This window comes from Nocardioides sp. AN3, from assembly GCF_054653495.1.
The window spans coordinates 72,808-99,125 of sequence record NZ_BAAIGC010000017.1; the positions used below are offsets into that span (position 1 = coordinate 72,808).

Genomic DNA, 26,318 nt, shown 5'->3' on the forward strand with positions numbered 1-26,318 from the left:
TCACCCCATCGCCAGGCGGGCCGCGATCACCAGCATCGTGAGCCCGATGAGCACGTCCAGGACGCGCCAGGCCGTGGGCCGCGCGAGCACCGGCGCAGCCAGGCGCGCGCCGTAGCCCAGGCCGCTGAACCACAGGACGCTCGCCGTGCCGGCGCCCAGCGCGAACCACCACCGGCCGCCCACGCCGTGCGTGTTGGCGATCGAGCCGAGCAGCAGCACGGTGTCGAGATAGACGTGCGGGTTGAGCCAGGTCAGCAGCACGGCGGTCGTGACCACCCGGGCCGAGTCGCTTCCCTCGGCCGCCAGAACGCCGGGGTGGGACGCGCGGCGCAGCGAGCCGACGCCGTACCAGATGAGAAACGCGACGCCGAGCCACCGCACGACGTCGATCACCCACCCGGCCCGGTCCACGACCGCACCGATGCCGGCGACGCCGGCTGCGATGAGCACCAGGTCCGAGAGTGCACAGACCAGGACGACGGCACCGACGCGGTCGCGTCGCAGGCCCTGACGGAGCACGAAGGCGTTCTGTGCACCGATCGCAACGATCAGGGACAGTCCGGTCAGCAGACCGGGCACGACGGTTCTCACGAGGTGTGACCGTAGGGTCCCCACCCACGACAGACCAGCCAATGTGTCTCGCCATCGTGAAGCAATGCCGCACCGGCGCGGTGGAGCCCGAACCCGGTCAGCCCGCGCTCATGGCGGCTCGACTCCGAGGCTGGCCGGTTGAGCGACGCGGTCGGGCGGCAGCGAGAGACGGCCTTCGAGCCGCCGCGGCGCCGGAGGTCATGCGAGGCGGTCGTCCAGGCGACCAGCTCGCATGACGTCGCGGATCAGACGAGTCGCGGGAGGTCATGCGAGGCGGTCGTCCAGGCGGCCAACTCGCATGACGTCGCGGATCAGAGGAGCCGGCGGTCGCTCGCCCAGCGGGTCAGCTCATGGCGCGAGGACAGCTGGAGCTTGCGCAGCACGCTCGACATGTGGGTCTCGACGGTCTTGATCGAGATGAACAGCTCCCGTGCAACCTCCTTGTAGGAGTACCCCCGCGCGATCAGCCGCATCACCTCCCGCTCCCGCTCGGTGAGCCGGTCGAGGTCCTCGTCGACGCTCGCCACGTCGATCGCGCCGGCGAAGGCGTCGAGCACGAACCCCGCCAGCCGCGGGCTGAAGACCGCGTCGCCGGTGGCGACGCGGTGGATCGCGGCGACCAGCTCGGGGCCCGTGATCGTCTTCGTCACATAGCCGCGCGCGCCGCCGCGGATCGTGCCGATCACATCCTCCGCCGCGTCGGAGACCGAGAGCGCCAGGAAGAGCGGCCCGGGCGCCCGCCGCATGACCTCGACGCCTCCGCCGCCGGGCAGATGGACGTCGAGCAGCACGACGTCGGGTCGCTCGCTGGCGATCGCCGCCGCAGCGGTGTCGACGTCCTCGGCCTCGGCGACGACGGTCACCGTCGGGTCGACGTCGAGCTCCGCGCGCACGCCGCGACGGAACATCGCGTGGTCATCGACGATCAGGACCGTGACGGGCTCAGTCATCTTCCTTCTCCAGAGGTAGGGAGAGGCGCACCTCGGTGCCCTCGCCGGGGGTGGAGCGTACGTCGGCCGAGCCACCGTGTCGCGTCATCCGGTCGACGATGGAGTCGGCGAGTCCGTGCCGGTCGTCGGGGACCGCGTCGAGGACGAAGCCGACACCGCGGTCGCGGACGAACACCTCGACGGCATCGGGCGTGATCTCGGCGTAGACGTCGATCCGGTCGACCTGCGCATGCTTGGCGGCATTGACGATCGCCTCGCGAGCGGCCGCGACGACGGGGCGCGTCGGCTCGGAGAACGGTCGGTCGCCGACCACGACCACATCGACGGCGACGCCATGGGTGTCCTCGACCTCGGCCGCCGCCGCGCGCAGAGCCGCCGCCACGGTGTCGGCGGTCGTCGACTCCCCCGCATACAGCCAGGCCCGCAGGTCGCGCTCCTGGGCACGAGCCAACCTGGCGACGGTCTGGGAGTCGGCGGAGTTCTTCTGGATGAGGGCGAGCGTCTGCAGCACGGAGTCGTGCAGGTGGGCGGCGACGTCGGCGCGCTCCTGCGTCCGGACCCGCTCGGCACGCTCGGCGGTCAGGTCCAGCGCGAGGCGGTGAATCCACGGGCCGATGACCACGACCAGCCCGACCACACCGAGGAGCCCGGCGATGGTGAGGTCGCGCGCCATGCTCAGCGATCCACCGCGCAGCGCGAAGAACCCCAGGGAGACGAACACCAGCACCACGCCGGCGGCCACGCGCGCGTACGACGCCCAGCCGCCGCTCCCGAACACCACGCGGGCCGGGTCGATCCGGCCGGTCGTGTCGAGCCAGCGCTCGCGCTGCGTCTCGTCGGCCTGCCGCCACAGCAGGGTCACGCCGGCCACGCCGAGGACGACGGGGATGAGAACGAAGCCCTGGCCGAACATCGCCTCGACCACCAGCACTCCGCCCAGCCCGAGGGCGGCGAGGGCGATCGCCGGCCCCGCGTCGGCGAGGCGCCGGATCCGGCGCGGCCGACGGCCTCCGCGGGTGGCGCTCTCCCCACCCGGCGTCGACCGCTCGAAGCCCGGGTCGGCCGGGAGCATGAGCCACAGGCCCAGGTAGAGACAGCCACCCAGGCCGTGGAGGAACGCCGTCAGGACGAAGGCCGCCCGCACCCACAGCACCGGCAGCCCGAGATGGCGGGCCAGCCCCGCCGCCACACCACCCAGGATCGGGCTCTCGGTGTCGCGGACCGCGCGCCGGATCGGCCGGGCGGCGCTCGCACCCGGCGGCCCAGCAGGCGGCCCGTAGGGCGGCGGTGTGGCGGTCGCAGTCATGTCGAGGTCAATCGTCACACGCCCCGATCACCGCGACCATGAGGTTCGCCCCCGAGGCGACCCTGAGGGCCACCCCGGTCGGCGGTGACCGAATCAGGGCAGTCCCCGATGGTGACCGCGCGGATCGGGCGGCAGATTTGCTGTCATGAGCTCCACCGACACACCTCCGCCGGCCCCCCGGGCCGCCGATCCCGGTCCCCGCATCGACGGCGACGAGGCGCGCGACCTCGGCCGGCTCGTCAGGACGGTCAAGGCCAGCCCCGAAGGCCGCTATCTCGGCGGCGTCGCGGGTGGCCTCGCCCGTCACTTCGACATCGACCCGGTCGTCGTCCGCGTGGTCCTCGTCGTCCTCACCTTCTTCGGCGGCGCCGGCCTCCTTCTGTACGTCGCCGGTTGGCTCCTCATCCCCGAGGAGGGCACCGGGCGGTCCACGATCACCTTGGACGGCCGCACGCGTTCCGTCGTGCTCTACTGTGTCGGCGCCGTCGCGCTGCTCGTGCTGCTCGGTGACACGCTCGGGAGCTTCCACTTCCCCTGGCCGCTGGCGATCCTGCTCGTGATCGTGCTCTTCATCGGCAGCCGCACCAACCTCCTCCGTCCGAGCCCCGCACGCACGCAGAGCTACGGCTCAGGCCCGGCGGCTCCAGCGGCTGGCCCGGCGGCTGGCCCGGCGGCTGGCCAGCCGATGACCCAGGTGACTGACGCCGCGCCGTACGCCGGGCCACCCGCGCCCCCGTGGAGCCCGACGCCCGCCGGACCGGGCTGGGCGCCTGCGCCCCCGAACCCACGCAAGCGGGGGCCCATCCTCTTCTGGTTCACCCTGGCGCTCATCGCGCTCCTCGAGGGCGCCCTCGGGATCATCGACGCCGCCGGCGCCTCGATCCCCGGCAGCGCCTACTCGGCGCTGGCCGTGGGCATCACCGGCGTCATGCTCGTCCTCGGCGCCTTCTGGGGGCGCGCCGGCGGACTGATCCTCGTCGGTCTGCTCTCGACCCTGGCCCTCGTCGTCAGTGTGGCCGACCAGCAGTACTCCGGTGCCGAGCACCGCATCCACGCGACGCCGCGCACGGCCGCGGAGGTCCACGACTCCTACAAGATCGACGCCGGCGAGCTGGTTCTCGACCTGTCCCACGTCAGCGATCCGACTCACCTCGACGGTCGGACGATCAACGTCAAGGGCGGCGCGGGCAAGATCACGGTCGTCGTCCCGAAGGACTGGGGCCTCGGCGTCACCGCGCGCGCGGGCGTCGGCAACGTGCGAGTCCTCGACAGCGGCGACAACGGGGGCGTCGGCGTCGACTACTCCGCCCACCAGTCGGCCGCCGAGGGGCAGCCCACGATCCAGGTCGAGGCCCACGTCGGCGTCGGCGCCATCGAGGTCCTCGACGAGGACCAGTACCAGCCACGGGGGAACCGATGAGCGAGCACACCGAGGGCACGGAGCCCCGTGGGACCGAGCAGACGCAGGCCGACCACAGCCCGGCCGAGCAGTCCCTAGGCGAGCAGTCCCTAGGCGAGCAGTCCCTAGGCGAACAGTCCCTAGGCGAGCAGTCCCTAGGCGAGCACCGGTACGCCGGGCAGCCGTACGGCGCGCAGCCCTACGACCGGCAGCCCTACGACCGGCAGCCCTACGACGAGCCCGTCGACACGGGAATCGGGTCCGGCCGCCACGCGGTCAACATCGGCCACCTGGTGATGGGACTCGCCTTCCTGTGCTTCGCAGCCGCGTGGGCGCTCGTGCAGGCCGACGTCGTCACCGGCGACGACATCCGATGGCTGCTGCCGATCCCGTGGCTGGTGGCCGGCGCGGTCGGCCTCGGCGCCGTGGCCATCTCGAGCGCTCGCCGGCATGGCGTGCGTCGGTGATGCCGCGTCGAGTCAGGTCCGCGGTCCAGCCTGCGGCGGTCCTGCCCCTCTATGCCCCAGCGAGCCCCGCACCCAACCGTGCGCGACCCCCTGGTCAGCCTGCTCACACGAGACTGAAGAGGCGCTGCCACTCTGTGAAGGTTTTCACGAAGTGGCAGCGCCTCTTCAGCGTTGCGCGTTCCCGGAGGCGGTGAGCCGAGCGCTCAGCCAGCGAAGATCGCGCAGCATCCCTCGGCCATCACGAAATCGTCGCTCTCGCTCTCGCTGCCGCTCACCGCGCCGCCGCATCGTTGACCGCTCACCGCGGGGGCTCACCGCCGCTCACCGCCGGGGCTCACCGCCGCCGCTCACCGCCGGGGCTCACCGCCGGGGCTCACCGCCGAGGCTCACCGTCACCGCTCCCGAACCCCGGCCCACACCTCACCCACGGACTCACCCGACAGACCCAGCCCCCAGACCCAGCCCCCAGACCCAGCCCCCAGACCCAGCCCAGGGACCCAGCCCCCAGACCCAGTCCACAGAACTCCGACGCCGATCCTCAGGCGGTCGGAGCCAGCATCGCCCGGGCCTCGAGGGCGACGGAGGCGTCGTCGCTGAACACGCCGTCGACCCCGGCGTCGAGGAACGCCCTCGCCTGTTGGACCGTCCCTCGCAGCGTCCACACGAAGACCTGCAACCCGGCCCGGCGGGCCTCGGCGACGAGGCCCGTCGGGGTGACGTCGCCCCGCAGGACCATCGAGCGAGCGGGGCCGATCGCGTCGGCGTAGGCGGCGATGCCGTCGCAGCTGAACCGGGCGCCGACGTCGACGAGCTGCACCAGCGGCAGGGCGGTCATCGGCGAGACACCGCGCAGGAACGAGTCGTCGAACGACTGCAGCCACAGCCGCTTGCCCGGCGCGTCGACACCGTGGTCGCGGAGGGTGCCGAGCACCTTGGCCGCCATCGGGAGCCCGACGGAGGCGAAGTAGGAGGGGTGCTTGACCTCCACGTGGAGGCCGAGGCGCCGTCCGCGTCGGGCCGACTCGTCGGCGACGAGCAGCAGCAGCTCGTCGAAGGTCGGGATCCGGTCGCCGAGCGCGGGAGCGTTGAGGCTGCGGAGCTCCGCCAGGGTGAAGTCGTCCACGAACCAGCCCTCCATGAGCCGTCCGTCGATCACCTTGCGCGTGCGCCGGTCGGCGAACTCCGGACGGAAGGGCGCATCGGTCGTCCGGCTGAGCTCGGGGTCGTGACTGACCACGAGGATGCCGTCACGGGTCATGACGAGGTCGGCCTCGAGCGCGTCGGCGCCGAGGCGGACCGCGAGGCGGAAGGACGCGAGCGTGTTCTCCGGCAGGTGGCTCGGGGCGCCACGGTGGCCGATGATGAGAGGGCTCATGGAGGACAAGGTCGACATCCCGAGTGACCAGTCGACCCCCCTGACCTGAACCGCGGGTGACGCTTGCGGCAAGCCTTGAGCGCGGATCGGCCAGAATGCGAGGCGTGAGCCTCCCGTCACTCTCCTCCCTCACGTCCCTTCCCGTCGCCGACCATCCCGAGCTCGTGGCACCCCCGGTCGCCGAGGTGCTGGCCACGTGGCCGCACGCCGACGAGGTGGCCGTCGTCGAGATCGATCCGGCCATCGCTGACACGGCGGCCATGAGCGAGGCCTACGGACTGTCGCTCGAGACGGGCGCCAACTGCATCCTGGTCTCCGGCCGCCGCGGCGGTGAGGAGCGGATCGCCGCCTGCCTGGTGCGGGCGGACACCCGGCTCGACGTGAACAACGCCGTGAAGCGGCTGCTCGACGTGCGCAAGGCGTCGTTCCTGCCCATGGACCGGGCCACGGCGGAGTCGGGGATGGAGTACGGCGGCATCACGCCCCTCGGTCTCCCTTCGCCGTGGCGGCTGCTGGTCGACGCGCGGGCGGCTGAGATCGAGGTCGCCGTCATCGGGTCCGGCGTACGCCGCTCGAAGCTGCTGCTCCCCGGGCGGCTTCTCACCGAGCTGCCCCGCGCGGAGGTCGTCGACGGGCTGGCCAGCTGAGGTCGCGAGGTGTTTCTCGCCGTCCGCGGGTACCGACCAGGTCATGCGGAAGGAAGAGGTGGCCTGCCCGTCGGGCACGCAGGGCCGAGGTGAGACGCGCGCGCAGAAGATGGACCGGCTGTGGACCGACATCCTGCAAGAGCTGCGTGTCATGCAGACCGGTGCTCAGCTCCTCTCCGGCTTCCTCCTGACGCTGCCCTTCCAGAGCACCTTCAAGCAGCTCGACCAGTTCGGCCGAACGCTCTACCTGGTCCTGGTCACCCTCGCCGTGGTCACGACCGCTCTGGTCATGACTGCCGTGGCCACCCATCAGCGGCTCACGGGCCGCCATGTGAAGGACCGTGTCGTGGCCATGGGTCGCCGGGTGGTGCGGGCGGTGCTCCTGCTGCTGGCGCTGACGCTCGTCGGCATCACCGTGTTCGTCTTCGATCTCGTTGTCGGACGGTCCGGGGCGTTCGTCGCCGGAACGGCCGTGGCGCTGGTCCTCGGCCTCCTGCTCCTCGCCGTGCCGGGACGGCTGCGCCGAACCGGCGACCTCGCCGGCGACGTCTGAGGCACCCAGGCCGTGCGGCGGCAGGTGACCAGCCAGTAGGTTCGGGCTCATGTTGCTCTCGATGCCTCTGACCTACGCCGGCAACCCGCGTGAGACGGCCGACCAGGTGGCCGCGCTCGAGAAGGCCGGCCTCGACCAGGTCTGGGTCGCCGAGCCCTACGGCTTCGACGCGGTGAGCCTGATGGGCTACTTGGCCGCTAAGACCGAGACGGTCCAGATCGGCGCCGGGATCCTCAACATCTACAGCCGCACTCCGGGCACCCTGCTGCAGACCGCCGCCGGACTGGACAACGTGTCGCAGGGGCGCGCGATCCTCGGTCTCGGGGCGAGCGGGCCGCAGGTGATCGAGGGGTTCCACGGCGTGCCCTACGACAAGCCGCTGGCGCGCACCCGCGAGCTGATCGAGATCCTGCGGATGGGACTGCGGCGCGAGACGCTGGCCTACGACGGGAAGGTCTTCACCCTGCCGCTGCCGGCCGACCAAGGGCTGGGCCTCGGCAAGCCGCTGAAGCTGCTCAACAAGCCCGAGCGGGCCGACCTCCCGCTCTACGTCGCCGCGCTGGGCGGGAACAACGTCGCGATGACCGCGGAGATCGCCGACGGCTGGCTGCCGTTCCTGTTCCTGCCGGAGAAGGCGAACGACGTCTGGGGCGCGGCCCTGGCACGCGGCGCGGCCAAGCGGAGCCCCGACCTGAAGCCCCTCGAGATCAGCGCCGGCGGGATCGTCGCGATCGGGGACGACGTCAAGGGCATGCTCGACTTCGCCAGGCCGACGTACGCCCTCTATGTCGGCGGGATGGGCGCGCGCGGGAAGAACTTCTACAACCAGCTGGCCCGCGACTACGGCTTCGAGCAGGAGGCGGAGGAGATCCAGAGCCTCTACCTCGGCGGCAACAAGCGCGACGCGGAGGCCAAGGTCCCCCTCGAGTGGCTCGACAAGGCCAACCTGGTCGGGCCGGCGTCGTACGTCAAGGAGCGGATCGCGGCCTTCAAGGAGGCCGGCGTGACCTCGCTGCAGATCCTCCCCCTGGGCGAGAACCCGGCGGCGATCGTCGAGCAGGTCAAGGAGTGGATCTCCTAGTCTGCTGTCACACCTACCCCGGCGGCGGCGTCGGAGGTAGGTCAGGGAAAACCCTGGTGCCACCGAAACGTAAAAAGTGCTGGAGTGGACGCATGCATCTTGCCGTTGCCGGGAAACTCACCGGCCCCCTCTCGAAGTGGCTGGTGCTTGCCGCCTGGCTGCTGATCGTCGTCGTCGCCGCCGGCTTCGCGATGAAGCTGACCGACGTGCAGAACAACGAGGCCTCGTCGTGGCTCCCGAGCACCGCCGAGTCCACGAAGGCCCTCAACAAGCTCGCCCCCTTCCAGAGCCAGAACGACATTCCGACCGTCGTCGTCTACCACCGTGCCGGTGGGCTGACCGACGCCGACTTCACCGCCATCAAGGACCAGGCGAGCCAGATCGGCTCCATCGACGGGGTCGTCCCGGGCAAGAACGGCGCGCCCACGGTCGCGTTCCCCACGGACGCGGCGACTGGCCAGCAGCAGGGACTGGTCTCCTCCGACGGGACGGTGGCCACGTCGGTGGTCACGTTCAACCTCGGCTCGGACGGCTGGAACAAGCTGCCGCCCGTCGCGGACAAGCTCCGCCAGATCGCCTCGATCAACGGCGTCGACGTGCACCTGGCGGGACCGGGTGGCCAGGCTGCTGACTCGGCCGACGCGTTCGCCGGCATCGACGGCACGCTGCTCTTCGCCGCGCTCGGCATCGTGATCGTCATCCTGCTCTTCACCTACCGCAGCCCGATCCTGTGGGCGCTGCCCATCTTCTCGGCGGTGGTCGCGCTCTTCACGGCCGAGGCGATCATCTACTTCCTCGCCAAGTACGCCGACCTCACGGTCAACGCCCAGAGCCAGGCGATCCTGAGCGTGCTCGTCATCGGTGCCGGCACGGACTACGCCCTGCTCCTGGTGGCTCGCTACCGCGAGGAGCTGAGACGGCACGAGGACCGCCACGAGGCCATGGCGTTCGCCCTGCATCGGGCCGCTCCCGCCATCATCGCGAGCGCGTCGACGGTCGCCGTCGGCATGCTCGTGCTGCTGGTCGCCGAGATGAACTCGACCGCCGGTCTGGGTCCGGTCGCGGCGATCGGCGTCGTCGTCACGTTGGTGGTCATGCTGACGCTGCTCCCGGCCCTGCTCGTCATCGTCGGGCGCTGGGCGTTCTGGCCGGCCCGGCCGACGTACGGCTCGGTGGAGCCGACGTCGAACGGCTTCTGGGCGAAGATCGGCAACCGGATCGCCCCGCACCCACGTCGGGTCTGGACGATCACCGCCGCCATCCTCGCCGTCGCCTGTCTGGGCATCCTCGGGCTGAACACGGGCAACATCCCGACCGCCGACCAGTTCACCAAGACGACGGACTCGACCCTCGGCCAGCGGCTGCTCGTCAACCACGGCCTGGTGGACAGCTCGACGCCGATCCAGGTCGTGACGAACGACTCCTCCTCCGAGGCGGTCGCCGCCGCCATCAAGACCGTGCCCGGGGTCGGTGCGGTCAACACGCAGATTCCGGCAGTCGGTGGCGTGAAGTACATCGAGGTCACGCAACCCTACGAGCCGGCCAGCCCGAACGCCGCCGACCAGGTCAAGGCCGTCCGCGCAGCTGTCCATCAGGTGCCGGGTGCCGACGCCCTCGTGGGCGGGTCGGCCGCGATCTTCCTGGACACGGCCACCGCGTCGCACCACGACAACCTCGTGATCGTCCCGCTGATCCTGCTGGTCGTGCTGCTCATCCTGCTGGTGCTCCTGCGGGCGGTGCTGTCGCCGGTGATCCTGATCCTGACCGTCGTGCTCTCCTACGGCGCCGCACTCGGGATCTCGACGATGATCTTCCGCTTCGTCTACGGCTACGACATGGCGGACTCCTCGTTCCCGCTGTTCGTCTTCGTCTTCCTCGTCGCGCTCGGCATCGACTACAACATCTTCCTGATGTCCCGCGTCCGCGAGGAGACCGCGACGAAGGGGACCCGCAGGGGCTCTCTGGTGGCACTCGCCTCGACCGGCGGCGTCATCACCTCGGCCGGCCTGGTGCTCGCCGCGACCTTCGCGGTGCTCGGGACGCTGCCGGTCGTCTTCCTGGCGGAGCTGGCGACCGCGGTCGCTCTGGGCGTCCTCCTCGACACCCTGATCGTCCGCTCAGTGCTGGTCACCGCGATCAACCTCGACCTCGGCGGCACGATCTGGTGGCCGAGCCGGCTCGACCGGTCTCCGGCTGTCATCCCGGAACCGGAGGCGGCGCGCGAGACCGTCTGACGCAGGGTGCGCGAGCGCACGATCGGGGCGCTGCCGTGACGAGGCCCGGAACCGCTCTGGTTCCGGGCCTCGTCACGTGTGCTTAACAATTTGGACACCTCCGCCCGTGAGCACTAGACGTGACCGCCATCACTCGATATGTTGCCGCGGACAACAAACGGACCCCACTGTGATCCTCCTCCGTCGCCAGGCGGAGCTCCGCAAGTCACAGGTGGGCCCAACCCGCAAGGAGGCGGTTCGCGTGAAGCGAATGCACAGCTTGGTTCTCGTCGGCGCCCTCGGTGCCGCTCTTTCGCTGAGCGCCTGTGGCTCCAGCGACAACAACAGCTCGAGCGGCGGCAGTGGCGGCAGCAGCTCGTCGTCGAAGGCCGGCAAGGTCGGCGTCATCCTCCCCGACACCGTGTCCTCGGTGCGCTGGGAGACGGCCGACCGTCCCGCGCTGTCAGCCGCGTTCAAGGCGGCCGGCGTGCCGTACGAGATCCAGAACGCCCAGGGCGACGCCGACAAGATGACGCAGATCGCCGACAGCATGATCACCTCGGGCGTGACCGTCCTCGCGATCGTCAACCTCGACTCCGCCTCGGGCAAGGCCATCGAGCAGAAGGCCGCCGCGCAGGGCGTCAAGACGATCGACTACGACCGGCTCACCCTCGGCGGCTCCGCCGACTACTACGTCTCGTTCGACAACACCAAGGTCGGCGAGCTGCAGGGCCAGGGCCTGGCGACCTGCCTGGGCAGCGGCAACAAGAACATCATCTACCTCAACGGCTCACCGACCGACAACAACGCCACCCTCTTCGCGCAGGGTGCCCACAGCGTGCTCGACAAGATCTCCAGCTACAAGAACGTCGGCGAGCAGGCCGTCCCGGACTGGGACAACGACAAGGCCGTCACGATCTTCGAGCAGCTCTACACCGCGGCCAGCGGCAAGGTCGACGGCGTCCTCGCGGCGAACGACGGCCTCGGCGGCGCTGCCATCTCGATCCTCGAGAAGAACGGCCGCGCAGGCAAGGTCCCGGTCACCGGTCAGGACGCCACCGTTGCGGGCCTGCAGAACATCCTCGCCGGCAAGCAGTGCATGACGGTCTACAAGTCCGCCAAGGAGGAGGCCGGCGCGCTGGCTGACGCCGCCATCGCGCTCACCAAGGGCCAGAAGGCTCAGACCACCGGCACGACGAAGGACTCGACCAGCGGCCGTGAGGTCCCCTCGATCCTCCTCGACCCGAAGGCCATCACCAAGGACAACGTCAAGGACGTCATCGCCGACGGTGGCCAGAAGGCCTCCGACGTCTGCGCGGGCAAGTACGCCCAGGCGTGCAGCGCCGCCGGCATCTCCTGATCCGGCACCCTCTCGCGGGAGCACGCACCCGGGCCGTCGGCGACGGCGGCCCGGGTGCCCCGCCCGTTCGGGATGTATTCGTTGTCCCGAACAACGTAAAGCTTTCATTCACAAACTGTCGAAGAGGTCTCCCATGACGCAGCCGCTGCTCGAGCTCCGCGGTGTCAACAAGAGCTTCGGTGTGGTCCACGTCCTCCACGACGTCGACTTCGCCGTCTACCCCGGTCAGGTCACCGCCCTCGTCGGTGACAACGGCGCCGGCAAGTCCACGCTCGTGAAGATCATCGCGGGCATCTACGGCCGCGACAGCGGCGAGTACCTGTTCGACGGGAAGCCGGTCGCGGTGCACAGTCCCCGCGACGTGGCCGCCCTGGGGGTCGAGATCGTCTACCAGGACCTCGCGCTGTGCGACAACCTCGACATCGTCGAGAACATGTTCCTCGGCCGCGAGACCAAGAAGGGCATCGCGCTCGACGAGGTGACGATGGAGTCGCGTGCCCGCGAGACCCTCGCGTCGCTGTCGGTGCGCACGGTGAAGTCGGTCCGCCAGAGCGTGGCCAGCCTCTCGGGCGGCCAGCGCCAGACGGTCGCCATCGCCAAGGCCGTGCTCTGGAACTCCAAGATCGTGCTCCTCGACGAGCCGACCGCGGCGCTCGGCGTCGCCCAGACGCGGCAGGTCCTCGACCTCGTCCGCCGGCTGGCCGACCACGGCCTCGGCGTCGTGCTCATCTCGCACAACATGGGCGACGTCTTCGAGGTCGCCGACCGCATCACCGCGCTCTACCTCGGTCGGGTCGCGGCCGACGTCCCGGCCAAGGACGTCACCCACCAGCAGGTGGTCGAGCTCATCACGGCCGGCCGGTCCGGCAGCCTCGGCATCACCGACAACCCCGAGACCGCCTCCGTCTGACCGACGCCGTCCGACCACCCGCGACACACGCAGGAGACCTCCCATGACCGTCGACTCCAACGACAAGACGCCCACACCGCCGCCGGCCGGCCGCCGCGTCGCCGACAGCGACTTCGCCGCCGACAACCGACAGGTCGCCACGCTGCGCGACGCGATGCAGGAGTACTGGAACCGCGTCCGCGCCGGCGACATCGGCTCGTTGCCCGCCATCCTCGGCCTCGTCGTGCTGTTCATCGTCTTCAGCTTCGCCAACGACAAGTTCCTCTCGACGCTGAACCTCGCGAACCTGATCACCCAGTCGGGCTCCATCTGCGTGCTGGCGATGGGCCTCGTCTTCGTCCTGCTGCTCGGCGAGATCGACCTGTCCGCCGGTGTCGCGGGAGGTGTCGCGGCGTCGATCACCGGCCTGATGATGACCAACCACGGTCAGCCGTGGTACTTCGGCGTGATCATCGGCATCCTGGCCGGCACCGTGATCGGCTTGATGATCGGCATCCTCGTCTCGAAGCTGGGCATCCCGTCCTTCGTGGTCACCCTGGCGTTCTTCCTGGCCCTCCAGGGAGTCATCCTCAAGCTCATCGGGCAGGGCGGGGCGATCAGCATCGACGACAACGTGATCCGCGGCATGACCATCAAGAACGTCCCGGTCACCCTGGGGTGGATCCTGGCGATCCTGCTCGTCGTCGTGTTCGCCGCGATCTCGCTCAACCGTCACCGCATCCAGGTGGCCAAGAACCTGGCTCACGACCCGCTGGTGCTCGTCGTCATCAAGATCATCGTCTTCGCCGTCATCATCCTGGGCGTCACCGCGCTGCTGAACGCCAACCGCTCGCTGAACCCCGTCTTCCCGATCGAGGGCATCCCGTGGGTCCTGCCGGTCGTCGCGGTGCTGCTGATCTTCTGGACCTTCATCCTGGGCCGCACCTCCTACGGCAGGCACCTGTACGCCGTCGGCGGCAACGCCGAGGCCGCACGCCGCGCCGGCATCAATGTGGGTCTCATGAAGATCAGCGCGTTCATGATCGCGTCGTCGATGGCAGCCGTCAGCGGCATCATGGCCGCGTCGTACGCCGGCAAGGTCTCGCCCTCCTCAGGTGGCGGCAACACGCTGCTCTACGCCGTCGCGGCCGCCGTCATCGGTGGCACCTCGCTGTTCGGCGGTCGTGGCCGTGCGATCGACGCGGTCATCGGTGGCGTGGTGATCGCGACCATCGCGAACGGCCTGGGTCTGCTCAACCAGGCGGCCTACATCAACTTCCTCGTCACCGGTGGCGTGCTGCTGCTCGCCGCAAGCGTCGACGCCATCTCGCGTCGCCGCCGGTCGGCATCCGGCGTCTGAGGATCCGGGGACGAACACCGGAGGGCGGTCCATCATGCGCGCGCCGCGGCGGGTCGGGACAGGCACCAACCAGGAGGCAGTCCGGCGTCACAACCTCGGGACCGTGCTCCGGCACGTGCACCGGGCGGGTCAGCTCCCCCGTGCGGAGCTGACCCGCCGGATGGGCCTGAACCGGTCCACGATCGCCGCGCTCACCCGGGAGCTGGAGACGCTCGGGATCACCGAGCAGACCGGCCCCGCCCAGGAGCCGGGAGAGCGACAGGGCGCCGGACGTCCCTCGACCGGTGTCCGGCTCGCGGAGACGGGCCCCTACGTCATCGCGGTCGACCTCAATGTCGATCGCACCAAGGTCGCACGGGTCGGCCTGGGGGGCTGCATCCAGCAGCGGGCGCACGCCACGACCGGCGGGCTCGGTGAGGCGTGGCAGGTCGGCGCCGCGGTGGCGACGCTGATCCGCCAGGTCGTCGCCGACGCGCCGGCGACCGCTCCCCTGGTGGGCATCGGCATCTCGGTGCCGGGTCTGGTCCGACGCAGCGACGGGCTCATCCGGCTCGCCCCCAACCTGGAGTGGCACGACGTCTCGTTCAGCTCCGTCGTGCTCGCCGCGCTCGGCGTCGACATCCCGATCGTCGTCGCCAACGACGCGGATCTCGGCGCGCTCGCTGAGCACGAGCGGGGCAGCGGCGTGGGGATCGACGACCTCGTCTTCATCTCCGGCGAGGTCGGCGTCGGCGCGGGCATCATCGCGGGCGGCCACCCCCTCGAGGGCGTCGGCGGGTACGCCGGCGAGGTCGGCCACCTCCGCTTCGACCCCGCCGGGCTCCCCTGCCACTGCGGCAGTGTCGGCTGCTGGGAGACCGCGGTCGGCGGACACGCCATCGCCACGGCGATCGGCCTGGCGCCTGCGAAGGTCGCGCAGCTCCCCGAGCATCTGGAGTCGCTGACCTCCGCCACCCGCGAGCTGCGCACCATCGGCACCGACATCGGCCGCGGTCTCGCGTCCATCGTCAACGCCTTCAACCCTCAGCTCGTGGTGCTGGGAGGCTACTTCACCTCGCTCTACCCACTCCTGCGCGAGGAGATCGCGACCGGCCTCGCCGGTGCGGCGCTCGCGGCGGCCGTCGAGTCCGTCACCGTGACCGTCCCGGCGCTGGGCGGCGACGCCGTCCTGCTCGGCGCCGCAGAGGCGGCGCTCGAGCCGCTCCTCGTCGACCCGGTCGCCTCGATCGGCCAGGCGCTCCTCGACGTGCCGGCCCGGCTCGCGGGGTGAGGCCGGGCGGCGCCCAGCGCCCCGATCCCGCGGCACCGGCACCCCCGACACTCAGACGAGCTCGAGCTGCCCCGAGAAGACGTCGGTGAAGGACTGCTCAGCCGCTCCGATGGCAGCGGCCTCGATGCCCAGAGCGGAGAGCCGCAGCTCGGGCCGGTGCTGAGCCGAGGCCAGTCGCGCATCCAACGCAGCCCGCGCGGGAGCCAGGATGAGATCGCCGAGGGGCACGAAGTAGCCCCCGAGGACGATCACCGCAGGATCGAGCACGAGGGCGAGCATGGCCAGGCCGAGGCCGACATCCCGTCCGACGGCGTCCAGAGCAGCGGCGACGCCGGCATCGGACGCAGCCTTGGACGCGACCGCGGCGGCCGTGGACATCGGCGTCTCGAGCTCGGGCATGCCGACCTTGGCGAGCACCGCATGGAGACCCACCGAGGCCTCCCAGCATCCACGTCGGCCGCATCCGCACTGGGCGGTGGAGTCTCCGATGGGCATGTGGCCGACCTCGCCGGCGAAGCCGACGGCGCCGCGCATGAGCTCGCCGCGGTCGACGATGCCGGCGCCGATGCCGACGGTGCCGGTGAGATAGAGCGCGTGTGCCGTGTCGGTGGCGGCGCCGTGGTGCGTCTCGGCGTACGCCGCGCAGTTGGCGTCGTTGAGCACGCGCACCGGGCAGCCGAGCACGTCCTCGACGTCGACCACGAGGCCTTCGCCGGAGACGTCCATGTTGGGCGCCCAGTCGATCGTCCGGTTGTCGGCACGGACGAGCGCCGGCACGGCGACCGTGGCCCCGACGAGCACCCCACCCGTGTCCGCGACCTGGTCGCGGGCCCACGCAGCCAGAGCGAGGAGGGCGGCGACGTCGCCCGACGACGCCGCCGGACGGGTGGCACTCAGGCGCACCTCGCCGGTCAGGTCGAGCACGGCGACGGCGACGTAGTCGACGTTCAGCTCCAGCCCGAGACCGAGGAACCGGCGGCCCGACAGGCTGACGGGCGTGCCCGGCCGACCTCGTCCCGTGACCACCGACTCCGTCTCCGTCACAGCGCCGACCGCCTCCAGCCCTGCGACGATCACCCCCACGGTCGCCTTGGCGAGGCCGGTCCGCTTCGCCAGCTCGGCCCGGGTGGCCGGGCCGAGCTGGCGCAGGCTGCGCAGGACGATCGAGGTGTTCCGCCGGCGCAGCCCCTCGGTGGAGGCCGGCCGGTCGGCGGTCGTCGTCATCGAGGGGAAGGGAGTGGTCAGCGGACGCCGTACAGGTGCTCGAGCGCGAGCTGGTCGAGCCGCTCGACCGCGGCGCCCTGGGCCCCGAGGACCTCCGGGTCGGGCAGCTGCCACTCGAGGAGCTGCTCCCAGCCCTCGCCCTCGCCGAGCGTCGGCTGAGCGAGCTCGGGGAGCCTGGCGGCCTCGAGCGCGGCCTGGACCTCCGGGTCGGCGCGGAACGCCTTCACCTTCTCGCGCAGGATGAGGTAGTTGCGGATGTTCGCCTCGGCGGAGACCCACACACCGTCCTCGTCCTCGATGCGCGCGGGCTTGTAGTCGAAGTGGACCGGGCCGTCGTAGCCGCCGGCGAGCAGGGTGTCGACCACCCAGAACGCACCCCGGACGTTGCCGGCACCGAAGCGCAGGTCCTGGTCGTACTTCGGACCGTTCTGGCCATTGAGGTCGATGTGGTAGAGCTTGCCCGCCCACAGCGCCTGGGCGTAGCCCGCTGCGGCGTTGAGGCCGGCCATCTCCTCGTGCCCGATCTCCGGGTTCACGCCGACGAGCTCAGGCCGCTCGAGCTGGTTGATGAAGGCGAGCGCGTGGCCGATGGTCGGCAGCAGGATGTCGCCGCGGGGCTCGTTCGGCTTGGGCTCGATGGCGAACTTGAGGTCGTAGCCCTTGTCGGTGACGTACTGGCCCAGGATGTCGAAGGCCTCCTTCATCCGGTCGAGGGCGACGCGGGTGTCCTGCGACGCGCCGTACTCCGCACCCTCGCGACCGCCCCACGCCACGTAGATCTTGGCACCGAGCTCGGCGGCGAGGTCGACGTTGCGCATCACCTTGCGGATCGCGTAGCGCCGGATGTCGCGGTTGTTGTTGCTGAAGGCGCCGGCCTTGAAGATCGGCTGGGTGAAGAGGTTGGTGGTCGCCGTGGTGACGACCAGGCCGGTGTCGGCCAGGCCCTTCTTGAACCGCTCGATGATCTTGTCGCGAGTGGCGTCGTCGCTGCCGAACGGGATGACGTCGTCGTCGTGGAAGTTCACGCCGTAGGCGCCGATCGCGGCCAGCTTCTCCAGCGCGTGCACGGTGTCCATCGGCGGACGGGTGGCCGTGCCGAACGGGTCCACGCCCTGCCAGCCGACGGTCCACAGACCGAAGGAGAACTTGTCCTCCGGGGTTGGTGCAGGGATCTCGATGCTCATCGTTGGTGCCTCTCTGTGGTGTGAACTTCGTGGTCTCGCAGGGCGGCATACGCCTCGCGTACGCCGGGAGTCGGGTCAGCCTCGAGCGTCTCGGTCGCGACCAGAGGCCACTGAGGCAAGGAGCCCGTCAGCGCCCATGCGGCCTGCCGTGCGGCGCCGCGGGCGACGTACTCCCCCGGCGGCGGCAGCACGACCGGGCGGCCGAGGATGGCGGGCGCCAAGGCGCGTACGGCGGCCGACCTGGTCGCTCCCCCGACCATGAGGAGGCGCCGCGGGACGGTGTCGACTCCCTGCGGAGCCGTCGCGCCGACGACGAGGTCGACGGCGTCGGCCAGCGAGCAGAGCAGCGCCTCGAACGCGGCGCGGGCGAGGTCCTCGCGCGTGGTCGAGGGCCGAAGGCCCACCCAGGTGCCGGTGGCGTCGGGCCGGTTCGGCGTGCGCTCGCCGCCGTAGTAGGGCAGGAAGGTGACGCCATTCGCTCCGGCGGGCGCGGCGAGCGCGAGCCGCGCGAGCTCGTCATGGTCGACGCCGAGCCAGCGGGCCTGCAGGTCGAGGATCTGCGCGGCGTTGATCGTCGTCGCCATCGGCAGGAAGCCATGAGCAGCGTCGGCGAAGCCGGTGATCGACCCGCTGCCGTCGGCGACCGGCACGGCGCTGATCGTGGAGGCGACGCCGGACGTGCCGATGGAGACGAGGACGTCGCCCTCCTCCAGGCCCATGCCGAGCGCCGCGGCCGCGTTGTCGCCCGTGCCGCCGGCGATCGGGACGCCGGCCGCGGTCTCAGCGGCGACGAAGCCCGGCTCGACGAGGCGCGGCAGCTCGACCTCGTGGCCGATCGCATTGGCGGCGAGGTCGGGACGCCACTCGCCCTTGGCCGTCGCGAAGTAGCCGGTGCCGGAGGCGTCGCCACGGTCGGTGAAGGCGGCCGTCCCGGGAGCTGCGGCGTGTCGGGAGACATAGTCGTGGGGCAGGAGGACTTCGGCGACACGGCTCGCACGCTCGGGCTCGTGGTCGCGGACCCACCGCAGCTTGCTGGCGGTGAACGAGGCCACCATCACGCTGCCCAGGACGTCGGCGCAGGCCTGGGCGCCGCCGAGCTCGTCGATGAGGTCGCGCGCCTGCTGGGCCGAGCGGGTGTCGTTCCACAGGAGTGCGTCGCGCACCGGGACGCCCTCGGCGTCGAGCGCGACCATGCCGTGCTGCTGGCCGCCGACCGAGACGGCGTCGGCCTGCACCAGCAGGGGACCCGCGGCCTCGTCGAACGCGGCCAGCCAGGCGCGGGGGTCGACCTCCGTGCCGGAGGGATGCGGGGCCGTGCGCTGCTCGACGACGGTGCCGTCGGCAGCGTCGACGAGGAGCGCCTTGGTGGACTGGGTGGAGGAGTCCACGCCGAGGACGAACGTCACCTCACCATTAAGTACGAGACTCGAACAAAAGTCAACAAGGCATGGGCAGGAGGAGGATGGAGACCGTTGGGAGGACCGGCGAAGACGGGAGAGACGAGATGACCGAGAACCGAGACTCCTACGGCGACTACAGCGTCGACGAGGAGGATCAGCCCGGCGCCGAGGGGTCCGCGAGCGGAGCGCCGCCGGACCCGACGCGCGACCCGGACGACGACCTGGACCCGGGCTACTCGCCGCCGGAGAAGTACTCCGCCGGCGAGGGCTACGGCAACACCCCGTGGGAGGAGGAGCACCGCGAGACGATCGACCAGCGCGTGCGCCAGGAGATCCCCGAGGAGGACCCCTACGCGGCCGCGCAGGCCGAAGGCGAGGCACGCGAGGACGACGAGTACCTCGACGACGGGGAGGTCGGCGATGCCCGCGCCGGCCGCCTGGTCGACCCCGACCGGGGCTTCGGCGAGGACGAGGAGAAGGACATGATCGGCGAGGACGTCGGCATCGACGGTGGCGCGGCCTCCGCCGAGGAGGCCGCCATGCACGTCGTGCCCGACGACTGGGAGGACTGAGCGCGGCGAACCCCCCTGTCAGGGCGCATGTCTGGCGACCCCGCCGGATACCGAAGCGCCACAAGCTCCCGCGTCCTCGCGGGACGTGGACACTGGAGGGAACGATGGCGTTTCTGTTGTGGATCCTCGCGGTCATCCTGGTCGTGGCGGGCATCGTCAGCCTGGTGCGTGGGCAGATCCTGTGGGGAATCGTGCTGATCATCGTCGGCCTGCTGGTCGGCCCGGGTGGTGTCAGCATCTTCACGTGACGAGCGCTTCGCGCCTGGCCACCGGAACGCCCCCGGCGAGCACCTCACGGTGATCGCCGGGGGCGTTCCCGCGCGAGCGCGTTCTCCCAGGTGATGTCGTCGACGACGGTCTCGGCCATGTCGCCCCTCTCGTCGGTTGCGGACCTCTCCCGTACCCACGACCGGCGAACCGGATCAGTCGCCGGACGCGCTCAGAGCGGCTTGAGCGCCCGGCCGCGTGGCAGACGGGCGAGCGGCACCGGCCAGCGCCGGCGACGCTCGATGCGGGCCAGGTCTTCGAGGAAGCGGTGGTAGTACTCCGGGAGGTAGTGGACGTAGAAGGGGCCCCAGGCGTGGTCGTCGTACGTCGGCGCGCGCAGACCGCGCAGGTCGATGACGAAGTCGACCTGCCGCGCGGCGTAGTCGTCCAAGCGCGCCCAGAGCGCGTTCGAGCGCTTGACGGGCAACGGATGCATCCGGCGGTTCCCGCGCAGTCCGATCCGCTCACCGTCCGGCATGACGAGCGTGCCCGTGTTGCGACCGCGGTGCAGGACGATCGTGGTCTGCGGCAAGTGGCTCCGGAGGTGTCGCATGAGCGCGTCGAAGGAGCGTTGCCACAGGGCGACGTACGCCTCGGTGTCGGCGTAGATCGTGAACCGCTCCAGCTCCCCGGATGCCTCGCGGTCGCGATACCAGGTCGTGCGCCGTACCTTCCACCGGTTGTCGGTGACGTAGCGGCCGTCCGGCAGCCGCACCACGCCGAAGTGGATGTCGCCGAAGAAGTCGAGGATCAGCAGGTCCGGGTCGAGGAGGACGACCTCGTCGAGGAACGAGCGGTCCAGCTCGGTGCGGACGTTCCACTGGTCGTAGTCGTTCATCGCCGGGTCGAGCGGCTCCCACTCGTCGTCGACCGGCGGGCTCATCAGCGCGATGATCGAGGACTGGTTCTGGTGCAGCGGGCAGACGAACCGGTCCTTGTAGGACGGGTTGAAGCGCGAGTTGAAGTTGTCCCGGGTGATGCAGCTGCCCAGCACCGCCACCGTCGCCGGGACCCGGCTCACTCCCACTCGATGGTGCCCGGCGGCTTGCTCGTGATGTCGACGGTGACGCGGTTGATCTCCCGGACCTCGTTGGTGATGCGGGTCGAGATCCGCTCGAGCACGTCGTAGGGCAGCCGCGCCCAGTCAGCGGTCATCGCGTCCTCGGAGGTCACCGGACGCAGCACGACCGGGTGACCGTAGGTGCGGCCGTCACCCTGGACGCCGACGGAGCGTACGTCGGCCAGCAGGACGACCGGGAACTGCCAGATGTCGCGGTCGAGACCCGTGGCGGTGAGCTCCGCGCGGGCGATCGCGTCCGCCTCACGGAGGATGTCGAGCCGCTCCCGCGTGACCTCGCCGATGATCCGGATGCCCAGGCCCGGTCCGGGGAACGGGTGGCGCCAGACGATCTCGGGCGGCAGGCCGAGCTGCTCGCCGACGAGGCGGACCTCGTCCTTGAAGAGGGTGCGCAGCGGCTCGACCAGCTCGAACTCGAGGTCCTCGGGCAGGCCGCCGACGTTGTGGTGGGACTTGATGTTGGAGGTGCCCGCTCCGCCGCCGGACTCGACGACGTCGGGGTAGAGGGTGCCTTGGACGAGGAAGCCGACCTTTGTCCCCTCTGGGGCGTCCTTGATGATGTCGAGCTCGGCCGCCTCGAAGGTGCGGATGAACTCGCGCCCGATGATCTTGCGCTTCGTCTCCGGATCGGTGACCCCGGCGAGCGCGTCGAGGAACTGCTTCTCGGCGTCGACGACGACCAGCTTCGCGCCCGTCGACGCCACGAAGTCGCGCTCGATCTGCTCGGTCTCGTCCTTGCGCATCAGCCCGTGGTCGACGTACACGCAGGTGAGCCGGTCGCCGATCGCCTTCTGGACGATGGCGGCCGCGACCGCGGAGTCGACACCCCCCGAGAGACCGCAGATCGCCCGGCCGTCGGGCCCGATCTGCTCGCGGATGCGCTCGATCTGCTCCTCGGCGATGTTGCCGATCGTCCAGGTCTGACGGCACCCGGCGATGTCCCAGAGGAAGTGCTCCAGCACGCGCTGACCGTGCTCGGAGTGGAGCACCTCGGGATGCCACTGCACGCCCGCCATGCCGGCGGCGACGTTCTCGAACGCCGCGACAGGGGTGGACTCGGTCGAGGCGAGCACCTCGAACCCCGCGGGGGCCGCCGTGACCGAGTCGCCGTGGGACATCCAGACGTTGTGGCGCGTCGGGACTCCGCCGAGGAGGGTGCCGGCGTGGCTCACGCTGACCGGCGTGCGACCGTACTCCCGCGCGCCGGTCGCGGCGACCGTGCCGCCGAGCCCCTGCGCCATGAGCTGGAACCCGTAGCACATCCCGAAGACCGCGGTCCCGGCCTGGAAGATCGCCGGGTCGATGCTGGGCGCGCCGGCCTCGTAGACCGACGACGGGCCGCCGGAGAGGATGATCGCCTTCGGCTGCTTGGCGAGCATCTCCTCGACCGGCATCGAGTGCGGGACGATCTCGGAGTAGACACGCGCCTCGCGCACCCGTCGTGCGATCAGCTGGGCGTACTGCGCTCCGAAGTCGACGACGAGGACGAGGTCATGCTCGGGCGTGTCCGTCATGGCGGGAGTCTATCGGCGCCTCACCGCCCGGCCCCGATCGGTGCGAGGCGACCGCTGGTGACGAGAGCCCGACAGGAGGAGACTGAGTCTCATGTCGCACGTCGTCACCGAGGTCGTCGAGGTCATGCAGTCTCGTCTGGACGCCCTGACCCCCGACACCGAGCCGCTGCGGGACTTCCTGGGGACCTACCAGCGGACCACGCGGGCGGTCGGGAAGGCCGTCGACGACGGGCTCTTCGAGGATCCCGAGTGGGTGGCGCGCTGGGACGTGGCCTTCGCCGAGCTCTACCTCGAGGCGCTCGACGCTCATCTGGCCGGCGGCAAGCCGTCCCGGCCGTGGCGGCTCGCCTTCGCCGCGCCCGGCACCCTGCCCCCGCTGCGGCGGGTGCTCCTGGGGATCAACGCGCACGTCAACTACGACCTGCCGCAAGCACTGCTGGCGGTCATCTCGGACAGCGACTTCACCGATCCGTCGCTGATGCAGCGGCGTCGTCGCGATCACGAGCGGATCGACGGCGTGCTCGCGTCGCGGGTGGCGGCCGAAGACGACGAGCTGGCCGCTCTCAGCGCCCGATCGCTGGTCGACCGCGTGCTGCAGCCGCTCAACCGGGTCGCGTCGAAGCGCTTCCTGCGCGAGGCGCGTCTGAAGGTCTGGCACAACACCGAGGAGCTGCAGCGAGCGCGGGTGCTGGGCTCGGAGGCGTACGCCGCTCGGCTGGCCGAGCTCGAGGTGCTCAGCGCCGCGCGCGTGGCCGACCTGCTCGCTCCCGGGCAAGTCCTCCTGCGCATGGGCGTCGCCGGCTTCGGCGTCGTCCTGCCGCCAGCCGACTGACCCCGCCCGACTGACGCCGGCCCGACTCAACCGGTCGGTGCCGGGAGGGGTCGATGGAGCTCGTGGCTCGCCCAGAGGTACGCCGACCCGGCGATCGTCAGCACGCAGCCGACCAGCAGCGGCCAGGTGTAGGCGCGGCCCGCGATCATCTCGTCGTGGGCCCGCGCGGCGGCGACCAGCATGAGCGTCAGCATCAGCAGGTCCACCTCGATCATCAGCCGCACCGAGCTCCATCGCGGGTCCCACCACGACCCGATGCCGGCGCACCCGAGACAGAAGACCGCGCCCATCACCTGGCAGGTGAGCGGGGTGAGGGGCCAGGGCCACTGGCCGATGACCGCCGACGGGGCGAGGAACATGACCAGCCCCTGCCCGAGAGCGAGCACGCCGAGGACGACCACGGCCGCCCGCTCGCCCGGTCGCAGCATGACCTCGTCGGCACCCGGGCGGATGGCGTGGCGTCGGTTGGCGATCCAGGCGCCGAGGACAGCGAAGGGAGCCGTGAAGTAGAGCCCCGCCCACAGCCAGAACGCCAGATGGTCGTGCAGGAAGCGGTCCCAGTGCAGCAGCGTCGCGATGCCGAGCAGGCCGGCGAAGGTGGCCACGGCGGGATATCCCCGCCCGATCCGGTGCCATCGGCGCTCCCGTTGGACGCGGAGGAAGAAGTAGGCGCCGCCGAGGTAGGCGGAGGCCAGCACCATGGAGGTCATCGTCGCCGGGATCTGCCACGCCCACAGGCGCCCCGTGCGGGTCGGGAACAGGTAGAGGATCACGAAGGCGACGAGCAGGAACGGGACGATGACGAGCGACAGCCACCGGGTGAACGGCAGCACCCGGTCGTCCCTCGGATAGCGATGCCGGCCGCTCATGGGCCTCAGCCCGCCAACCCGGTGAGGACGGAGACGGCCTCGGCCGGAGGAGGCAGCGCCCTCATCGCGCTCGCGACGCGCCGAGCCGACTCGGCGTACGCCGGATCCTTCAGCAGCCGAGGCACCTGCTCCGCCGCCGAGGTCACGGCGCCCGGCCCGAGGGGGGTGGTGATCCCGGCGCCGACCGCGGCGACGTGGTCGCCGTTGACGACCTGGTCGAAGGAGAACAGCGGCACGACGACCTGCGGGACGCCTGCCGCCAGGGCACCCATCGTCGTGCCGAAGCCGCCGTGGCCGACGACGGCGGCCGCATGGGCGAGCACGTCCTCCTGGGGCACCCACGGCAGGACCCGCGCGTTCGACGGCCACGGGTCGAGATCGTGGGGGTCGACCTTGCGTCCGACCGTCATGAGCACGGACGCATCCATGTCGGCGAGCGCGTCGAGCGCCTCGCGGAAGACCCCTGCGAAGGGCGGCAGGGAGCCGGTGACGGAGCCGAAGGTGACGTAGACCAGCGGACGGTCGACGTCTCCCCAGTCGGGAGAGCGTGGCGCACTGACCGCGGCGACCGGGTCGTGGAAGCGCCGGAAGGCGTCGCCGTCGAGCGACGTCTCACCGTCGACGAGGTCGAGCATCTCCGGCACCAGGCTCAGGACGGTCTCGTCGGCCAGCGCGGTCGCCAACCGGCCCTCGGCGAGACCGGCGAGCCGGCCCAGCTCCTCCAGCGGCTCACCGATCGTCTCGGCGAACCGGGCGGCGACCTTCCGCATGCCGATGCAGACATGTGCGTGCGGCACGCCGGCGCGCTCGGCGACCGCCAGCGAGGCGAGCTCGGCGGACTCACGCACGATCAGGTCGGGACGCCAGCGCTCGACCGTCGCCAGCAGCGCCGGCAGCGCCGCCTGTGCGTCGATCCGTGCGAACACCTCGCGGAGGACGACGTCGTTGGCCTCGTCGACCGACAGGCTCGGCAGGCGACCCATGACGGGCCCGACGAGCTCGGGCGGGGCATCGGCGAACGGCTCGTGCGGGAGCCCGGCACGCGCGAGCGCGGCGGCGTACGACGCGGGCGCCGCCACCCGCACGCCGTGCCTTGCCTCCGAGCATGCCCGCGCGAACGGCAGCAGCGGCCCGAAGTGGCCGTCGTTCGCCGTCGTCGAGAACAGGATCCGCACTCCCCGACGGTCCCACCGAGGCTCCCGGCCCGGCAACGCCTGCCTGGGGGAAAACTCCCCGCCCCCGCGGAGGCCAGGACCGCGTCGTGGCCCGAGCCCGCTCGCGGGCGGGCTCAGGCGTGTGACGACGGGCCGTCAGGCCATCTCGGGGACGTGCAGGTGAGCGTAGGCGAGCTCGAACTCGTGTACGGCGGCGATGATGCCGCGCGACTCGTCCGCGGCCCGCTGACGCATCTCGTCGGCCGCCGTGCGGCTGGCCTCCATCGCGGCTCGCGTCTCCCAGACCGTGGTCGCGCAGCCGAGTCCGCTGGACCGGCTCACCAAGAGGCTCGCGCCGCAGAATCCGGCGGTCTGCTCGAGCTCGGGCAGGATGCCGATGCGGAACGTCTCTCCGAGGGCGTCGAGGTCGCCGTCGAGCCAGCTCACCCGACAGCACTCGCCGTGATGAGACCGGTGCATGAGCGCGATCTCCCACTCGTCGACCTCCATGGTGGCGCCGAGGATGTCGCGGCCACGGTCGCGGATCGGGCGGAGCTCCGCATCGCTGGCCCGCATGGCCTCCTCGCTCTGCCACGAGCTGGTGGCGATGCAGTGTCCGGTCTCGCGGTCGACCAGCATCGAGAGACCCATGCATCCGTCGATCTTCTCGAGCATCGGCCAGACCTCGTTCTTGACGTACGCGATGCCTGCGTCAACGCTGCCGGGCCTGCCATGGAACGTCGTGGAACGTGCGTACACGGCC

At 71.0% G+C, this 26,318-nt stretch carries 25 protein-coding genes; 13 read left to right on the plus strand and 12 right to left on the minus strand.

The window, feature by feature from the left end:
- The 3 genes from ACYQ1K_RS18060 to ACYQ1K_RS18070 all read right to left on the minus strand — a co-directional run bounded on the left by ACYQ1K_RS18060 (position 1) and on the right by ACYQ1K_RS18070 (position 2,847).
- Positions 1-591 carry a LysE/ArgO family amino acid transporter gene (locus ACYQ1K_RS18060; RefSeq protein WP_459984621.1) on the minus strand — a complete coding sequence of 197 codons (591 nt, stop codon included), beginning with the start codon at positions 589-591 and terminating at the stop codon, positions 1-3.
- A 311-nt stretch (positions 592-902) separates the two neighbouring features.
- Positions 903-1,541 (minus strand): LuxR C-terminal-related transcriptional regulator, encoded by a 639-nt coding sequence (locus ACYQ1K_RS18065; RefSeq protein WP_459984623.1) that lies wholly within the window; start codon positions 1,539-1,541, stop codon positions 903-905.
- Positions 1,534-2,847, minus strand: coding sequence for an ATP-binding protein (locus tag ACYQ1K_RS18070; protein ID WP_459984625.1), 1,314 nt, complete (start codon positions 2,845-2,847; stop codon positions 1,534-1,536). Before ACYQ1K_RS18070 ends, ACYQ1K_RS18065 begins: the two co-directional genes overlap by 8 nt.
- A gap of 145 nt (positions 2,848-2,992) precedes the next feature.
- Between ACYQ1K_RS18070 and ACYQ1K_RS18075 the strand changes: the two genes are divergently transcribed.
- Together ACYQ1K_RS18075 and ACYQ1K_RS18080 are read left to right on the plus strand one after the other, a co-directional pair.
- On the plus strand, positions 2,993-4,267 hold the full coding sequence (locus ACYQ1K_RS18075) for a PspC domain-containing protein (protein ID WP_459984628.1): 1,275 nt from the start codon (positions 2,993-2,995) through the stop codon (positions 4,265-4,267).
- On the plus strand, positions 4,264-4,713 hold the full coding sequence (locus tag ACYQ1K_RS18080; protein ID WP_459984630.1) for a hypothetical protein: 450 nt from the start codon (positions 4,264-4,266) through the stop codon (positions 4,711-4,713). Before ACYQ1K_RS18075 ends, ACYQ1K_RS18080 begins: the two co-directional genes overlap by 4 nt.
- A 538-nt stretch (positions 4,714-5,251) precedes the next feature.
- Here ACYQ1K_RS18080 and ACYQ1K_RS18085 read toward each other — a convergent pair.
- On the minus strand, positions 5,252-6,088 hold the full coding sequence (locus ACYQ1K_RS18085; protein WP_459984632.1) for a glycerophosphodiester phosphodiesterase family protein: 837 nt from the start codon (positions 6,086-6,088) through the stop codon (positions 5,252-5,254).
- 104 nt (positions 6,089-6,192) lie between these two features.
- Between ACYQ1K_RS18085 and ACYQ1K_RS18090 the strand changes: the two genes are divergently transcribed.
- The 8 genes from ACYQ1K_RS18090 to ACYQ1K_RS18125 all read left to right on the plus strand — a co-directional run bounded on the left by ACYQ1K_RS18090 (position 6,193) and on the right by ACYQ1K_RS18125 (position 15,461).
- Positions 6,193-6,735: a YbaK/EbsC family protein gene (locus ACYQ1K_RS18090; protein ID WP_459984634.1), complete on the plus strand. Its 543-nt coding sequence runs from the start codon at positions 6,193-6,195 to the stop codon at positions 6,733-6,735.
- A gap of 43 nt (positions 6,736-6,778) precedes the next feature.
- Complete coding sequence (locus tag ACYQ1K_RS18095) at positions 6,779-7,288, plus strand: DUF6328 family protein (protein WP_459984637.1); 510 nt, start codon at positions 6,779-6,781, stop codon at positions 7,286-7,288.
- 49 nt (positions 7,289-7,337) lie between these two features.
- Complete coding sequence (locus tag ACYQ1K_RS18100) at positions 7,338-8,369, plus strand: LLM class F420-dependent oxidoreductase (protein WP_459984640.1); 1,032 nt, start codon at positions 7,338-7,340, stop codon at positions 8,367-8,369.
- Between the two features lie 92 nt (positions 8,370-8,461).
- Complete coding sequence (locus tag ACYQ1K_RS18105) at positions 8,462-10,603, plus strand: MMPL family transporter (RefSeq protein WP_459984645.1); 2,142 nt, start codon at positions 8,462-8,464, stop codon at positions 10,601-10,603.
- Positions 10,604-10,853: 250 nt separating this feature from the next.
- A complete protein-coding gene (locus tag ACYQ1K_RS18110; RefSeq protein ID WP_459984673.1) occupies positions 10,854-11,942 on the plus strand; it encodes a sugar ABC transporter substrate-binding protein in 1,089 nt (362 codons plus the stop codon).
- Between the two features lie 133 nt (positions 11,943-12,075).
- Complete coding sequence (locus ACYQ1K_RS18115) at positions 12,076-12,852, plus strand: ATP-binding cassette domain-containing protein (protein WP_459984649.1); 777 nt, start codon at positions 12,076-12,078, stop codon at positions 12,850-12,852.
- Between the two features lie 43 nt (positions 12,853-12,895).
- Positions 12,896-14,191 carry a sugar ABC transporter permease gene (locus ACYQ1K_RS18120; RefSeq protein ID WP_459984650.1) on the plus strand — a complete coding sequence of 432 codons (1,296 nt, stop codon included), beginning with the start codon at positions 12,896-12,898 and terminating at the stop codon, positions 14,189-14,191.
- 34 nt (positions 14,192-14,225) lie between these two features.
- Positions 14,226-15,461: an ROK family protein gene (locus ACYQ1K_RS18125; RefSeq protein ID WP_459984651.1), complete on the plus strand. Its 1,236-nt coding sequence runs from the start codon at positions 14,226-14,228 to the stop codon at positions 15,459-15,461.
- A gap of 51 nt (positions 15,462-15,512) precedes the next feature.
- On the opposite strand, the gene ACYQ1K_RS18130 is transcribed toward ACYQ1K_RS18125, so the two are convergent.
- Genes ACYQ1K_RS18130 through xylB form a run of 3 tightly spaced genes read right to left on the minus strand, consistent with a single transcriptional unit; the run spans position 15,513 to position 19,275 of the window.
- Positions 15,513-16,685, minus strand: coding sequence for an ROK family protein (locus tag ACYQ1K_RS18130; protein WP_459984652.1), 1,173 nt, complete (start codon positions 16,683-16,685; stop codon positions 15,513-15,515).
- Between the two features lie 17 nt (positions 16,686-16,702).
- Positions 16,703-17,869 carry a xylose isomerase gene (gene xylA / locus ACYQ1K_RS18135; protein WP_459984653.1) on the minus strand — a complete coding sequence of 389 codons (1,167 nt, stop codon included), beginning with the start codon at positions 17,867-17,869 and terminating at the stop codon, positions 16,703-16,705.
- Entirely contained in the window at positions 17,866-19,275 is a 1,410-nt protein-coding gene (xylB, locus tag ACYQ1K_RS18140; protein ID WP_459984654.1) for a xylulokinase, read from the minus strand. Before xylB ends, xylA begins: the two co-directional genes overlap by 4 nt.
- 98 nt (positions 19,276-19,373) lie before the next feature.
- Here xylB and ACYQ1K_RS18145 point away from each other — a divergent pair, with 98 nt between their 5' ends.
- Entirely contained in the window at positions 19,374-19,841 is a 468-nt protein-coding gene (locus ACYQ1K_RS18145; RefSeq protein ID WP_459984655.1) for a DUF5709 domain-containing protein, read from the plus strand.
- A 104-nt stretch (positions 19,842-19,945) separates the two neighbouring features.
- Positions 19,946-20,089, plus strand: a complete 144-nt coding sequence (locus ACYQ1K_RS18150) for a GPGG-motif small membrane protein (RefSeq protein ID WP_459984656.1) — start codon at positions 19,946-19,948, stop codon at positions 20,087-20,089.
- Between the two features lie 191 nt (positions 20,090-20,280).
- Here ACYQ1K_RS18150 and ACYQ1K_RS18155 read toward each other — a convergent pair whose 3' ends face one another.
- Both ACYQ1K_RS18155 and guaA read right to left on the minus strand, forming a co-directional pair.
- Positions 20,281-21,129: a DUF6270 domain-containing protein gene (locus ACYQ1K_RS18155; protein WP_459984657.1), complete on the minus strand. Its 849-nt coding sequence runs from the start codon at positions 21,127-21,129 to the stop codon at positions 20,281-20,283.
- Positions 21,126-22,700: a glutamine-hydrolyzing GMP synthase gene (gene guaA, locus ACYQ1K_RS18160; protein WP_459984658.1), complete on the minus strand. Its 1,575-nt coding sequence runs from the start codon at positions 22,698-22,700 to the stop codon at positions 21,126-21,128. Before guaA ends, ACYQ1K_RS18155 begins: the two co-directional genes overlap by 4 nt.
- A 91-nt stretch (positions 22,701-22,791) precedes the next feature.
- On the opposite strand from guaA, the gene ACYQ1K_RS18165 reads away from it, so the two are divergent.
- On the plus strand, positions 22,792-23,532 hold the full coding sequence (locus tag ACYQ1K_RS18165) for a DUF5995 family protein (RefSeq protein ID WP_459984659.1): 741 nt from the start codon (positions 22,792-22,794) through the stop codon (positions 23,530-23,532).
- Between the two features lie 26 nt (positions 23,533-23,558).
- Here ACYQ1K_RS18165 and ACYQ1K_RS18170 read toward each other — a convergent pair whose 3' ends face one another.
- The 3 genes from ACYQ1K_RS18170 to ACYQ1K_RS18180 all read right to left on the minus strand — a co-directional run bounded on the left by ACYQ1K_RS18170 (position 23,559) and on the right by ACYQ1K_RS18180 (position 26,314).
- Complete coding sequence (locus ACYQ1K_RS18170; protein WP_459984660.1) at positions 23,559-24,401, minus strand: hypothetical protein; 843 nt, start codon at positions 24,399-24,401, stop codon at positions 23,559-23,561.
- 5 nt (positions 24,402-24,406) lie between these two features.
- The gene (locus ACYQ1K_RS18175) at positions 24,407-25,576 is read right to left on the minus strand and encodes a glycosyltransferase (protein ID WP_459984661.1); all 1,170 of its coding nucleotides are present in this window, start codon (positions 25,574-25,576) and stop codon (positions 24,407-24,409) included.
- Positions 25,577-25,711: 135 nt separating this feature from the next.
- Positions 25,712-26,314, minus strand: a complete 603-nt coding sequence (locus ACYQ1K_RS18180; protein WP_459984662.1) for an antibiotic biosynthesis monooxygenase — start codon at positions 26,312-26,314, stop codon at positions 25,712-25,714.
- Between the last annotated feature and the right edge of the window lie 4 nt (positions 26,315-26,318).